The 12,634-nt window shown below is 31.5% G+C and carries 15 protein-coding genes and 3 pseudogenes; 7 read left to right on the top strand and 11 right to left on the bottom strand.

Translation table 11 applies throughout. The annotated features are described in order from the left end of the window. Window positions 1-4: 4 nt before the first annotated feature. Window positions 5-184 carry a hypothetical protein gene (locus tag ACVPPR_RS01110; protein WP_462304398.1) on the bottom strand — a complete coding sequence of 60 codons (180 nt, stop codon included), beginning with the start codon at window positions 182-184 and terminating at the stop codon, window positions 5-7. 218 nt (window positions 185-402) lie between these two features. On the opposite strand from ACVPPR_RS01110, the gene ACVPPR_RS01105 reads away from it, so the two are divergent. Then, the gene (locus tag ACVPPR_RS01105; RefSeq protein ID WP_462298112.1) at window positions 403-1,068 is read left to right on the top strand and encodes a metal-dependent transcriptional regulator; all 666 of its coding nucleotides are present in this window, start codon (window positions 403-405) and stop codon (window positions 1,066-1,068) included. Window positions 1,069-1,247: 179 nt separating this feature from the next. Here the strand turns inward: ACVPPR_RS01105 and ACVPPR_RS01100 are convergent. The 8 genes and pseudogenes from ACVPPR_RS01100 to ACVPPR_RS01065 all read right to left on the bottom strand — a co-directional run. Beyond that, window positions 1,248-1,427, bottom strand: a pseudogene (locus tag ACVPPR_RS01100) (transposase); the annotation flags it as partial. Continuing rightward, window positions 1,414-1,725: a hypothetical protein gene (locus ACVPPR_RS01095; RefSeq protein WP_462304397.1), complete on the bottom strand. Its 312-nt coding sequence runs from the start codon at window positions 1,723-1,725 to the stop codon at window positions 1,414-1,416. The pseudogene ACVPPR_RS01100 and the gene ACVPPR_RS01095, both read right to left, overlap by 14 nt. Before the next feature lie 170 nt (window positions 1,726-1,895). Then, window positions 1,896-2,255: a transposase family protein gene (locus ACVPPR_RS01090; RefSeq protein WP_462304780.1), complete on the bottom strand. Its 360-nt coding sequence runs from the start codon at window positions 2,253-2,255 to the stop codon at window positions 1,896-1,898. A 496-nt stretch (window positions 2,256-2,751) separates the two neighbouring features. Beyond that, entirely contained in the window at window positions 2,752-3,195 is a 444-nt protein-coding gene (locus ACVPPR_RS01085; RefSeq protein ID WP_462298106.1) for a universal stress protein, read from the bottom strand. A 29-nt stretch (window positions 3,196-3,224) separates the two neighbouring features. Continuing rightward, window positions 3,225-4,592, bottom strand: coding sequence for an Nramp family divalent metal transporter (locus ACVPPR_RS01080; protein WP_462304396.1), 1,368 nt, complete (start codon window positions 4,590-4,592; stop codon window positions 3,225-3,227). Between the two features lie 333 nt (window positions 4,593-4,925). Then, on the bottom strand, window positions 4,926-5,123 hold the full coding sequence (locus ACVPPR_RS01075) for an integrase core domain-containing protein (RefSeq protein WP_462304395.1): 198 nt from the start codon (window positions 5,121-5,123) through the stop codon (window positions 4,926-4,928). 40 nt (window positions 5,124-5,163) lie between these two features. Beyond that, the gene (locus ACVPPR_RS01070; RefSeq protein WP_462304394.1) at window positions 5,164-5,451 is read right to left on the bottom strand and encodes a hypothetical protein; all 288 of its coding nucleotides are present in this window, start codon (window positions 5,449-5,451) and stop codon (window positions 5,164-5,166) included. A 9-nt stretch (window positions 5,452-5,460) separates the two neighbouring features. After that, window positions 5,461-5,610, bottom strand: coding sequence for a hypothetical protein (locus tag ACVPPR_RS01065; RefSeq protein ID WP_462298101.1), 150 nt, complete (start codon window positions 5,608-5,610; stop codon window positions 5,461-5,463). 327 nt (window positions 5,611-5,937) lie between these two features. On the opposite strand from ACVPPR_RS01065, the pseudogene ACVPPR_RS01060 reads away from it, so the two are divergent. Then, window positions 5,938-6,210, top strand: a pseudogene (locus tag ACVPPR_RS01060) (transposase); the annotation flags it as partial. 218 nt (window positions 6,211-6,428) lie between these two features. Here ACVPPR_RS01060 and ACVPPR_RS01055 read toward each other — a convergent pair. Further along, the gene (locus ACVPPR_RS01055; protein WP_462304393.1) at window positions 6,429-6,878 is read right to left on the bottom strand and encodes a Fur family transcriptional regulator; all 450 of its coding nucleotides are present in this window, start codon (window positions 6,876-6,878) and stop codon (window positions 6,429-6,431) included. Between the two features lie 147 nt (window positions 6,879-7,025). On the opposite strand from ACVPPR_RS01055, the pseudogene ACVPPR_RS01050 reads away from it, so the two are divergent. The 3 genes and pseudogenes from ACVPPR_RS01050 to ACVPPR_RS01040 all read left to right on the top strand — a co-directional run bounded on the left by ACVPPR_RS01050 (window position 7,026) and on the right by ACVPPR_RS01040 (window position 9,432). Then, window positions 7,026-7,943, top strand: a pseudogene (locus ACVPPR_RS01050) (IS30 family transposase). 102 nt (window positions 7,944-8,045) lie between these two features. Next, entirely contained in the window at window positions 8,046-8,723 is a 678-nt protein-coding gene (locus ACVPPR_RS01045; protein ID WP_462304392.1) for a VIT1/CCC1 transporter family protein, read from the top strand. 52 nt (window positions 8,724-8,775) lie between these two features. After that, window positions 8,776-9,432: a VIT1/CCC1 transporter family protein gene (locus ACVPPR_RS01040; protein ID WP_462298371.1), complete on the top strand. Its 657-nt coding sequence runs from the start codon at window positions 8,776-8,778 to the stop codon at window positions 9,430-9,432. A gap of 387 nt (window positions 9,433-9,819) precedes the next feature. Here the strand turns inward: ACVPPR_RS01040 and ACVPPR_RS01035 are convergent, their stop codons facing one another. Next, window positions 9,820-9,948 carry a hypothetical protein gene (locus ACVPPR_RS01035; protein ID WP_462304391.1) on the bottom strand — a complete coding sequence of 43 codons (129 nt, stop codon included), beginning with the start codon at window positions 9,946-9,948 and terminating at the stop codon, window positions 9,820-9,822. Window positions 9,949-10,496: 548 nt separating this feature from the next. Between ACVPPR_RS01035 and ACVPPR_RS01030 the strand changes: the two genes are divergently transcribed. Beyond that, window positions 10,497-11,096, top strand: a complete 600-nt coding sequence (locus ACVPPR_RS01030; protein ID WP_462298097.1) for a cadmium resistance transporter — start codon at window positions 10,497-10,499, stop codon at window positions 11,094-11,096. Between the two features lie 9 nt (window positions 11,097-11,105). Continuing rightward, the gene (locus ACVPPR_RS01025; protein ID WP_462298096.1) at window positions 11,106-11,435 is read left to right on the top strand and encodes an ArsR/SmtB family transcription factor; all 330 of its coding nucleotides are present in this window, start codon (window positions 11,106-11,108) and stop codon (window positions 11,433-11,435) included. Window positions 11,436-12,634: the final 1,199 nt, after the last annotated feature.

Raw genomic sequence — 12,634 nt, 5'->3', positions numbered from 1 at the left:
CTATCTAATAAAAATCCTTACCATTTACATAAATATCATTACCATCATATTCAACGCCGTTCACACTAAACTTATTATCGTCAGATATGTCAATTTTGCTTCCAATCCAGCTATACCCTGGCGTTACTTGGGTAAACCCAAAAACATTTTTAGATCCATTTTTTAATGAATTCATTTCATCCAAGTTAAGTTGACTTCTTACGAATTTAACAGCCGCATCAGAATACTTTATCGATAAAAACAGATTAGGTAATAATTCCACTTCTTCAATTTTTGGAATGTTTATATCCTTGGGTATCTTTTATATTATTTATTAGCTGTTTTTCCTTTGGTATCATTATAATCTATCTTTTTATATGTTATAATTAAAGTATAGATAATAATACAAATGGAGATTATAAATTGACTGAATCTATATCCAAAAACTTATATTTACAAACAATTCTCGAGCTGAGTAGTGGTAACGATAAAATATCAAATAAACAAATTGCTGATCATTTAAACGTTTCTCCCTCTTCCGTTTCTGATATGTTATCGAAGTTACAAGAACAAGGAACGATTATTTTACAACCTTATTATGGTGTAACATTAACTGAAAAGGGTAAAAAAACGGCAATTAAATTAATTCGCTCTCATCGCTTATTTGAGATATTTTTATCAAATAAATTACATTTATCTATTTCAGAAACACATATGAATGCAGATAATTTAGACCATGATGCAGATGAAAAAATGATTAATGCACTAGAAATATTTTTAGATTATCCAACACATTGTCCTCATGGCCTATTAATCCCTGATGCAGACTATAACTACGCTCCAGTATCTCTCAAAACGATTTTCGACTCCTCTATTGGAAATACAATTGAAATTGATAGTTTCACAGAAGATTTAGAATTATTACAATATATTGAATTAATTAATATTCCAATTCATTCTCAATGGATTATTATCAATAAATTACCATTTGATGGTCAAATCATTTTAACCAATGTAGATGATCATAGAGAAATTCAATTAACACCTCATGCTGGAAAATTTATTTTCATTCAAATACTTTCAAAATAATTCATAAGGTATTTTCCAACCCAAAACTTTTCGAGGTCTGTTATTTAAGCTAAATATAAATTCTTGAATATCACTTTGACTGTAGTTATCAGGCTCTATGTCAAATAGTGTTGACGAAGCAAAAAATGATAAAACTAAAGCTGAAGAATCTTACGATTCTTTGGTTTTTTTTATGCCGTTATGAAGATTCTGTTTCTGAATGAATTGAAGGCTCTGTAACCGAAGGATACACGTTTAATAACCTTGATTTTATTATTTATGCCCTCAAGTGTTGCGTTGGAATATGAATGAGAAATGGCATTTAGTATATGTTCCTTGTGTTTGATTATTGATTGAACTGAAGTTTTAAAAAAAATCATTCGGAGTACCTTTTTCTTTTAGTTTCTCAAGAAAGGACAGAAATTCTTCTGTCTTTTTGTATTTAATGATACGAATAATAGCTTGATAAATATCATAGGCATCAGAAAGCTCAGGTGAATAGGCTAACAATCGGTCCATTAAGTTTTGTTCAGTAAAAATTCCTTTAAATAAAGAAAAATGTTGGTAATTTTTATAATCGGGTTTATCGGAATACTTGTTAAATTTTTTCCAATAACGCTTTAATACTAGCGCATCTTTTTTACGAGGTAACTGTTTAGAGGCGTTCATATCAATCACAATATACTGCTCTGACTTCTTTAGGATAATGGAGAAAATGTGATTTTAAGGTCATTTGCCTACGATCTGGTAAGATATCAAGGGTTTTCCCACTTTTTTCATCTAAATATATGAAACTTAAACCACCTAAAACGTTACTTGTGAGACGGACTTCATCAAAACAGAGTACTTCAGGCAAGTACATTCAGTCTTGTCTGATGTTGATTTTCAAGCGTATTTAAAACACGAAGTGTTGTTGAAATAGAAATACCGATACGTTTTGAAATGGTCTTTATGGAAGAAATATCTGATAGGTAAAGAAGCGTTAAACACTTAATAACGATAGAAAGATGACACCTAGGTTTAATGATAGATGTCGTTGTCGTAAACGTTTCTTGACAAGCTTTACAGTAGAAACGTTGTTTCTTTAATTTAAGATAGGTGTCAAAATGGCTTGTTCGTAGTAAAAGGATCATGGAAGTTTTCGTTCCGTTTTTGACAACTGTGAAATTAGTATTGATAACGCCACATCTCTCACAGCATTTCAGCATATAAGTGAGAGTAGCATCAACCTTTTTGATTTTTCTTTGATGATAAGTCACTGTCGTGACGACATAAATAATACAATCAAGGTTATTAAACGCGTATCCTTCGGTTATAGAATCTTCATAACGGCATAAAAAAACCAAAGAATCGTAAGATTCTTCAGCTTTAGTTTTATCATTTTTTTGTTTCATTAACACTATTTGACATAGAGTCTTTTAATTTAGTGACTTATGTCACAGCCTCTTTCATAATATTATCTAACCACAGTTGACGAAGATCCTGCGATAGTTCTTTCCTAAAAAGACTAATTTAAATCAAATTACAAATAATGATTTATTAGAGGCTCTAGATTTAATTAATCATCAACCACTAAAAGTTCAATATTTTCAAACTGCCATTGATTGTTTTAGAGTTTGTTCGAATTAAACTTGTAATTTGCTATATATTATCTTACAAAGTATGCTCCTATGATATATTATACCAGTCCTATTTCTCATTCAATTAACGTACTACGTAAACAGAAATAGGAGCATGTTTTGCCATATAGGCTGCTTGGCTTCCAAAATACTTACTTACACCTTTTTTTGCTAATGAGCCGATAATTAATAAATCAGCACGTACTGCAGGGATAATTTCATGAACAATTGTCTCGCCAGGTTCTCCTTCACCAATAACAACCATCACATCTTTAACACCTTCATTTTCAGCAATTTCTTTATATTCAAGTAAATGTGTTTCTAATTCTTTACGTTCTCCATGAACGTAATCCTTAGTAAGTGCTTGAAACACATTAACCTCATCACTTTCTAGTATCGATACAATAGTAAGCTTTGCATCTTCCTCTTTAGCACGATGAATAGCCGTCTTAAATGCCAATTGAGCATCATCCGAATCATCAACACCCACTAAAATATTTGCTAATTTTATATCGTCTGATTCTGTCATTTTTAAATAACCTCCCTAACCTTTATATTTTAAAACATTGTCATAAAGTCTTGAACTGTAGTAATAATTAATTGAATATTTAATAAAGTTAAAACAATCGCACAGATCCAACCAAGTATAGTTACCCATAATGCATTTACAAATCTTTCACCCATCATTTTTTTACTGCCCGTAAACATAATTAATGGAATCATTGTAAATGGTAAAGCGACACTCAGAAATACTTGTGAATAAACAAGTAAGTTATCAAGTGCACCTTCAGTTCCACCCCAAACAAATGCGGCAATCATAACTGGAATAATAGCGATTAAGCGTGTAACTAATCGTCTAGCCCATAAAGGCATACTTAAATGGATAAAACCTTCCATAATAATCTGACCGGTTAATGTTCCAGTAATTGTTGCATTTTGTCCGGAAGCAAGTAATGCTACGGCAAATAACGTACTCAATATCGGACTAGCAATTGCACCTGCAATACTATTATCTTTTAGTGCATTATAAAGATCACTAAATGCTGCTAATTGTTCACCATGACCAAAGAATAACGCTGCTCCTAAAATTAAAAGTAAAGAATTAATAATCCAAGCGAATCCTAATTGGATATTTGAATCCCATGTTGAAAAACGAACTGCTTCAGCAACTGCTTCTTCATCATTATGATCAACCTTACGTGTTTGTGAAATTGATGAATGTAAGTATAAATTATGGGGCATAACAGTTGCTCCTACAATTCCTAATGCTAAAACTAGTTGATCCTTATGCATGATTTCTGAATGAGGAATCAACCCGTTTAACATTGGTCCAATTTGAGGTTTTGAAAGGACAACTAAGTAAATAAAAATTGCAAAAATAGAAAAAATAAGAACAACAACAATAGCCTCAATTTTACGGAAACCTAATTTTGTTAATAATAATAATACTAATACATCTAATACGGTAAGCATAACACCTACTGTTAATGGTATCCCGAATAATAATTCTAAAGCAATAGCGCCACCAATAACTTCAGCAATATCGGTTGCCATAATAGCTAATTCTGTCATAATCCAAAGTATAATACCTAGGGGTTTATTTGTTTTAGCCCTAATTGCTTGTGCTAAATCTAACTGTGCTACAATTCCCAGTTTACTAGACATATACTGCATCAACATAGCTATTAAACTCGAAATTAAAACAACAGATAATAGTAAGTAACGATATTGTGCCCCACCAACAATTGATGTGATCCAATTACCTGGATCCATATATCCTACAGCTACTAATGCACCTGGACCACTAAAGGCCCATAGTTTTTTCCAAAAGCTTCCTGTTTTTGGAACTTCCACTGTACCATTAATTTCTTCTAAGGAAGCACCATTTGCTTGATATATTAAGCCCTTTTTTTCTGGTTTATTCATATTACCACCTTCTCTTTCTTAGTACATTGTCTAGTATACACAATGCACTAAGAAAAAAAAAGATATTTTTTAGCTTTGGCGAAACTTTTTTTATGATGAGTCAAATTACAAGTTTAATTTGAACGAACTCTAAAACAATCAATAGCAGTTTGAAAATATTGAACTTTTAATAGTCTGTGATTAATTAATTTTAGAACTTGCCATTTAAAGGACTTTTTACTGAACAAGACTTAATGAATCGATTATTAGCTTATCCATCTGATGCCTTGCTCCTATGTCAAATATCCGGACAAAAATATTGTTGAAATTTAACTAACTTTTGAAAATATTTGTTTATAACTTAATTGGTTCAATTGATTTGAATTTTTGTTGGTAAATCCATTTTCTTTTAAAAAGTGAATGGAATCCTTCAATATATGAATTATCATATGGATGTCCTTTTAATGAATATGAAGGTTCAATCCCGTTTGATTTCAGACATGATTCAAACAACTGACTTTTATATTGGCTTCCCATATCACTACGAATCATTCCAACGTTTGTTAAAGCCCTTAGGGCTTTAACAACAGGTTTAGTCGGTCATATACTTATCAATATTGTAGGCAATTACTTTCCTTGTTTTAACATCGAAGACACTCGCTAAATAAACCCAATTTTTGTTAATTATTTGAATATAATTTATATCAGTATATAGAATACTACCATCATTGTTTAACTGTGATAAATTAACTCTTTGACTGTATTCTGTTTGAGTTATTGGCTTATGGTATCGATTAACCGTACAAAGTTTAATCCCACTTTCATGCATTAATTTCCAAACTAACCGACTCGATGTTGTTAGTCCAGTTCCTTGAATCACGGCCGTGATTCAAGGATAGACATAAGTTCTAAAGGTATCGTTCCAAGTTTTAACGACTAATTTTCGTAAATATTCATGTTGTTCTTCTTGTTTACTTGGCAGCCACTTTAACCAATCATAATAAGTTGAACGAGGGACCTTAATTACCCGTAAAATCATGGAAATACGATAATCTCTGTGTAGATTGAAATTGATAACTTTGCGCATTCCACTACGTTTTCGAGTTTTTAATATTTGGCAAAAATTATCGTGACTGATTTTAAAATATCATTTTCCTGTTCACCTTCTGGTGAATGACTTTTTTTAGATTTTTTAACCCAATCAAGGATAGTTTGATAATGAGGTCCATATTCTTCAGCTAAATCCTTAGGATTGCCGCATCATTTAACATTTTAACAATAGAATTTTTAAAGTCTTGATCATAATATTTTGTCATAAAAGTACCTCCATAGATTATTATGCAGAACGAAAGAAAAATGTCCGTAAATACATCATAGGATCATATTCGTATCATTTAAATACAAAAAGATAGAAGATTTCCTTCACTTTCTTGAGGAACTAGAAGAAAAAGGAACGCCTAATGATCTTTTTAAGATTTCAGTTCAATTAATAATAAAACACAAAGAACATATACTAAATGCCATTTCTCATTCATATTCCAACGCAACACTTGAGGGCATAAATAATAAAATCAAGGTTATTAAACGTGTATCCTTCGGTTACAGAGCCTTCAATTCATTCAGAAACAGAATCTTCATAACGGCATAAAAAAACCAAAGAATCGTAAGATTCTTCAGCTTTAGTTTTATCATTTTTTTTGCTTCATCAACACTATTTGACATAGAGCCAAAAAATCCATTGTCAGTAATAGACTAAATTCTATTACCCAACAACAGATATTGTAGACCCAGAGAATCATCGTAATCAAGTTTTTCTTTTAAAATTGATTGTAGATTCATAGGGTCCTTTCTTTGTACTTATTTTACTAGTCCTAATTCAACTTGGCATTCTGAACAATAACCATAGGTTTCTACATGCGTACTTTCAATTATATAACCACTTTTTTGTGCAGCTTCTAATTCAACTTTTGGAAAAGTCATTTCTGTAAAGATATCCGTTATTTTTCCACAATTCAAACAAATAGCATGATAGTGTGGTTCACCGAAGTAATCGTAATGCATTTTACCATCATCACTGTTGGATAATTCAATCACTAATTTATGTGCCACTAATACCTGCAACGTATTATAAACAGTTGCGATTCCAATTCCGACGCTATCATCTTTAATCCCATTAAAAATTTGTTCAACAGATGGATGATTATGTTGCGTAACTAAGTATTCAAGGATAATTTTTCTTTGTGGCGTAATTCGAACACCACGTTCCACTAATATTCCTAACGCTTTTTCTACATTTTTTTCCGTCAATTCGGTAACCTTCTCTTTCTAGTTAATTATTCTTTTTTATTATCTCATAAGGTAAGTTCTAAAATTAATTCGAACAGAAACAAAAAAACTCTAAGTAATCTCGTAAAATGATAGTAACTTAATCCAACCAAAAAAGGAAAGATTACTTTGAGCACTTCTACTTTAACACAATTTCAACGTGGACAACTAGGCCAGCTTGTTTCTGAAGGCAAAACCTATCAAGTCATAGCGAACGCCTTAGGCGTTCGCTAAATCTACGATTCATTATAAATTACAGCGTATTACACCCTATGACCCTATGCTGGCACAATCTGATGCAGATACCAAAAAGCGATTACAAAGATGCCATACAATTTTGACAACTAAACTACGAACTTTAATTGAAAATCATTTACGCTTAATTTTGTCTCCTGAAATAATTGCTAATACATTTAACTTAGTTACCACTTCAATCTATCATTGTCCTTATAATGGTTAACTTAATTTTAATTTAATCGATTTACCCAACCGCAATATTTATCAGAAACGTTCTAACAAATCCCGTAGCACCTTTGTTCCAGGTAAATAAGTTAAGGAACGTCCAATTGGCATTAATAACCGTTCGGAATTTGGCCATTAGAGAATAGGTATCGTTCTTTCAAGTTGTGGTTAATCTTAAAGCCCACTTGGTGACCTTTGTTGAACGTCAATCACGGTTATTGTGGTCACCTAAAGTCCCAAATCAACTGCTTTAGCTTTAAATAATGCCTTTAAGAGTTTTATGAAAACCTTCGGTTCACAAGTAAAGTCAATTACAATCGATCATGGTAAAGAATTATCAAAATATCGAGCTCTTGAAAAAACATAAAATTGACGTTTATTTTTGTCATCCTTATTCACCATGGGAACGTGGCAGTAACGAATATTTTAACCGCAGGTTACGATGGTTCTTTCTTAAAAAGACTAATTTCAGTCAAATTACAAACGATGATTTAGTTAGAAGCTCTAGATTTAATTAATCATCGACCACTAAAAGTTCGATATTTTCAAACTGCCATTGATTATTTTAGAGTTTGTTCGAATTAAACTTGTAATTTGCCATAAATTAAAAAAATAGTGGACTTTTGGGTTTGATTAACATTATAATGATTATATATTTAGAATCATTATAACAAAGGAGAGGCTAAAATGTCTAAGAAAATATCCTTAGCACAACAAATAAATATTTTACGAGCTGCCGTAATGGGAGCTAATGATGGAATTCTTTCCGTCGCCGGAATTGTTATCGGTGTCGCTGGAGCTACAAGCGATAATTTTTCAATTTTCATTTCAGGTATCGCTGGAATGTTGGCCGGAACAATTTCCATGGCTATGGGCGAATACGTCTCCGTTAGTACTCAAAAAGATGCTCAAGAGGTCGCTACAGCAAATTCTCAATTCAATATCAAACATAATTATGATGCTGAATATCAATTTGTTTATAAAAAATATCTTACAACCGGTATCTCTTCAAAGTTAGCAACTAAGGCTACTGATGAAATGTTAGCATCTAATCCATTAAAAACAGTTGTCCGAGAAAAATATGGATTTAATCCGGATACTTATACAAGTCCTTACGCTGCTGCATTTGCTTCATTAATTTCTTTCCCAATTGGATCATTACTACCCTTACTTGCAATTACCTTATTTTCACCTAAATACAAAATTATCGCTACCTTTATTGCTGTTATTATTGCGTTAGCTATTACAGGTTATAGTGCTGCAACTTTAGGTAGTGCTAATCGAAGTAAAGCTATGGTTCGAAATATTATTTCTGGAGTTTTAACAATGTTAGTAACTTATTATATCGGAACGTTATTCGCTTAATTACGAAAGGAGATTCAGTACTTTGACATCTAAAATAAAGAAATATAAAACAATGGAAGAAAAATTAAACTCACTTCGTGCCGGTATTCTAGGTTCAAATGATGGTATTTTAACTGTCGTTGGTGTTCTATTCAGTGTTGCCGCTGCAACAACCAATAATTTTATTATTTTTATTGCCGGTTTAAGTGATTTAGTCGCCTGTGCATTTTCCATGGCTGCAGGTGAATATTCTTCTGTTAGCTCACAAAGTGATACTGAAAAAGCAGCAGTATCACTAGAACAACGTCGTTTAGATACAGATCGTCCATCACAAATTAAAGAGGTTCAAGCTTTCTATACAGAAAGAGGTGTTTCTGAAGCAACATCTTTAGAAATCGCGACCGAACTAATGGAAAAGAAACCTCTAGAAACGATTATCAACGTTAAGTATGGTTTGAAATTAAATCATTATATGAATCCTTGGGATGCAGCTTTTACTTCACTTTTTTCTGCATCTCTTGGTGGTATTTTCCCATTACTAGCTATGGTTATGTTACCTGAAAATTTTAAAATGATCGGAACCATCATTGCTGTCTCAGTTTCCGTTGCATTAACTGCGTATATTAGTTCCAAATTAGGTGACGGAAAGATTAAAATTGCTATTATTCGAAATATTATTATTGGGCTTCTAACTATGATGATTCATTATGGTATTGGTCAATTCTTTTAAAAAGGGCAAATTGTCAAGTCAAGTGCAATACTTTATTGTAAAATAATTCAGGAGACGTCTTCCAACTCAAAACTTTTCGAAGTCTGTTATTTAAGATAGCTGTGAATTTTAGGATATCACCTTGAGTATAGTTATCAATATCTATTCTTTTAGGTAAATATTCTCATATTAACCATTAGTATTTCCGTTTATGTCTCATTGCCAATGAGCATGTGCGTTAGGAAAATAAATGGGATCGTTTAGTGTATCAGTTAACATCGCATGTTTTGTGATCTTTTTTACTCTGTCCGGTGTAACTGTTAAAAATGCGATTACTAGGTATTTTTGATAACAATTGAATCATCATTGAGATCACTTTCATTGATGTCTTTTTGGGTACTTTAGCCGTTAATAAGTATCAACTAAAGTAACAATAACTGAGTGGCCTGTTTTCCCAATGAATACATCAGCTTCCCAATCACCAATTCGACAACGATTATTAGCAACTCCAGGTCTATCATGAATTGAATTAGACATCTTTATTTTTCTACGTGTTTCAATACGAACTGCTGAATGTCTTGTTTTTCCACGATGTCTTAACTTACGAGTAATTCTTCATTTTTTAAAATTAATATTCTTTTAGATTTTTTCGACGTAATTCTTAGGCTACTTAAGCATCTACGGCTGAATAAACTAGCTGATTACGGTGTAATTCGTGACTAATAGATGACGGTGAGCGATACAATACTTTAACAATCGACCAAATCGATAGATTCTAATGAACACCTAGTAGTAGTTTTTTTCGTTCATTTTCGGTAAAACTATGATAGTAATTCATAAGTTTTTTCCTTTCGTATTTGGCTGTCTCAGTAGCTTCATTTTACGATAGAAAATGACTTGTGAGTTTTTTTTTATTTTAACTAGGTGTTGCACTTCAATTGTAAATTTATCTAATGAAAAACTTTGTTGTAAGACACATTGCTAAAGTATTAATGCGATATCTTTGTGTGTAGGTATTGTAATTAGATTTATAAGTGTTAATATATTCACATGAATATAATTTCATATGAAAAGGAGAATATGTAATGTCAAAATTAATTAGTTCAACTATATTAGCATTTATTTCAACAAACACGGATTACCTCTTAATTCTAGTTATCATATTTGCAAAATATAAAAATAAGCATGATGAAAAACTAATATTCATTGGAGAACTGTTAGGATCTGGAACTTTAATTGCTGTTAGTCTAATAGCTGCATTTTGGTTAAAAATGATTCCAGATGAATGGATATTAGGTTTCTTGGGTATTATTCCAATCGTTATGGGAATAAAAATGTATTTCAATGATGAAGAAGAGGGCGATGCGGTTCGAAAAAAATTAGAAATATCAAAATATGGCATAATTTTAAATGTCTTCCTTATTACAATCGCAACCTGTGGACCAGATAATTTAGCCATCTATGTACCTTATTTTACAACCTTGACAGCTGATACAATTCCACTTGTATTACTTTTATTTATTATGTTTCTATGTATAATTACAGTGTTAAGCAAAAAAATAACTGATTTACCTAAAGTTGGAGATTTTTTTAAAAAATATGGTGATTTGATTACACTAGTTGTATATGTTATCTTGGGAGTATATATTTTACTAGAGAATGGTACTATCCAACATTTTCTTTAAGGGGAAGTAATGAGACCATACGAACAGATTCCAGAAAATGAACTTAAAGAAGCAATAACATTGACTAAATTATTAAATCATCGTATACGATTACAGTTAATATATTTGCTAGAACAGCATGAATATAATGTTTCAGAATTAGTGGAAATACTTGGAATTGAGCAAACTAATTTATCTCATCAATTGAGTTTATTAAAAGAGCATCAAATAATAAGTCAACGAAGAGATGGGAAACAAATATTTTATCAAATTGACGACCCACATATTATTGAAACAATGACATCTCTTTTACAACATGCAAAGCATGTTATGAATGGTAAAAAACATAATGACAGTTAATAATTGGCAAATTACAAGTTTAATTCGAACAAACTCTAAAACAATCAATGGCAGTTTAAAAATATTGAACTTTTAGTAGTCGATAATTAATTAAATCTAGAGCTTCTAATAAATCATTAATTTTAGAAAAGAACCATCGTAGGCTCTTCGTCAACTGTTGTTAGATAATATTATGAAAGTTCTGATTACTTAGTGATTAGGACTTTTTTGGCTCTTCGTCAACTGTTGTTGGTAGGTTTTCTATCACTAACAACAGCTTTTTAGATATACAAAAACAGAATTTTATTTCCTTTTAATAACCAGCCCAAAAGAAAGAGGGTTCATCTAAATTAACAATAATAGCCATTCAATCCTATAACTAACAACAAACTAATCATTAAAAAATATCTATGTCTTCTAAAATTTACGCAAAAAAATAAACCTGTTATCAAATAACAGATTTTCTCTTCTTTTACTACACTATCTAATAAAAATCCTTACCATTTACATAAATATCATTACCATCATATTCAACGCCGTTCACACTAAACTCATTATCGTCAGATATGTCAATTTTGCTTCCAATCCAGTTATACCTTGGCGTTACTTGGGTAAACCCAAAAACATTTTAGATCCATTTTTTAATGAATTCATTTCCTCCATCAACACTATTTGACATAAAGCCAAAATAGAACCAATTAAAATAGGATTCGAGCATTCTTTTTAAGAAATGTCTCGAATCCTATCTTTTTGTAGAAGGAAAGCCGAAACCCGTGTTACCGAGAGTCGATTTTACTTGATTGTTAATATGTTTCGCCTCTATATTCTTTATACTTATCTAGTTCTGTGAAGTCGCTTTTACATGCATTGACTCATACAACATCGAATGACGCCCTCTGAGCGATTTATTTATCCATTCGATTTCAAACGTTTCTTCAAGACCAAATACCTGTGAACTTGATTGATTATTCGTTCTACTAAAACTTGAATCATCAAAATTCGATATCTTGATTTGCTTTTTAATGCTCAAGACCGGCACCGTTTTAATTTGCCTTGCTCGACAACGTCATTAACTTGCCATACATTGGAAATTTGATTCATCATCTTATCGATGTGTCCTGATTTGCTTTTTAATGCTCAAGACCGGCACCGTTTTAATTCGCCTTGCTCGACGTCTCTCAACGTCATTAACTTGCCGTACATTGGAAATTTAATTCATC

Source organism: Dellaglioa sp. L3N (genome assembly GCF_054941095.1).
The sequence above is the reverse complement of the archived record's forward strand: the minus strand, read 5'-3'. Positions and strand labels throughout refer to the sequence as shown.

Coding starts and splice junctions, on each gene's coding strand:
- ACVPPR_RS01090 (WP_462304780.1), bottom strand. CDS start 2,255: ATGCTGAAATGCTGTGAGAGATGTGGCGTTATCAATACTAATTTCACA.
- ACVPPR_RS01085 (WP_462298106.1), bottom strand. CDS start 3,195: ATGACAGAATCAGACGATATAAAATTAGCAAATATTTTAGTGGGTGTT.
- ACVPPR_RS01080 (WP_462304396.1), bottom strand. CDS start 4,592: ATGAATAAACCAGAAAAAAAGGGCTTAATATATCAAGCAAATGGTGCT.
- ACVPPR_RS01075 (WP_462304395.1), bottom strand. CDS start 5,123: ATGATTCGTAGTGATATGGGAAGCCAATATAAAAGTCAGTTGTTTGAA.
- ACVPPR_RS01065 (WP_462298101.1), bottom strand. CDS start 5,610: ATGATTTTACGGGTAATTAAGGTCCCTCGTTCAACTTATTATGATTGG.
- ACVPPR_RS01045 (WP_462304392.1), top strand. CDS start 8,046: ATGTCTAAGAAAATATCCTTAGCACAACAAATAAATATTTTACGAGCT.
- ACVPPR_RS01040 (WP_462298371.1), top strand. CDS start 8,776: ATGGAAGAAAAATTAAACTCACTTCGTGCCGGTATTCTAGGTTCAAAT.
- ACVPPR_RS01035 (WP_462304391.1), bottom strand. CDS start 9,948: ATGTCTAATTCAATTCATGATAGACCTGGAGTTGCTAATAATCGTTGT.
- ACVPPR_RS01030 (WP_462298097.1), top strand. CDS start 10,497: ATGTCAAAATTAATTAGTTCAACTATATTAGCATTTATTTCAACAAAC.
- ACVPPR_RS01025 (WP_462298096.1), top strand. CDS start 11,106: ATGAGACCATACGAACAGATTCCAGAAAATGAACTTAAAGAAGCAATA.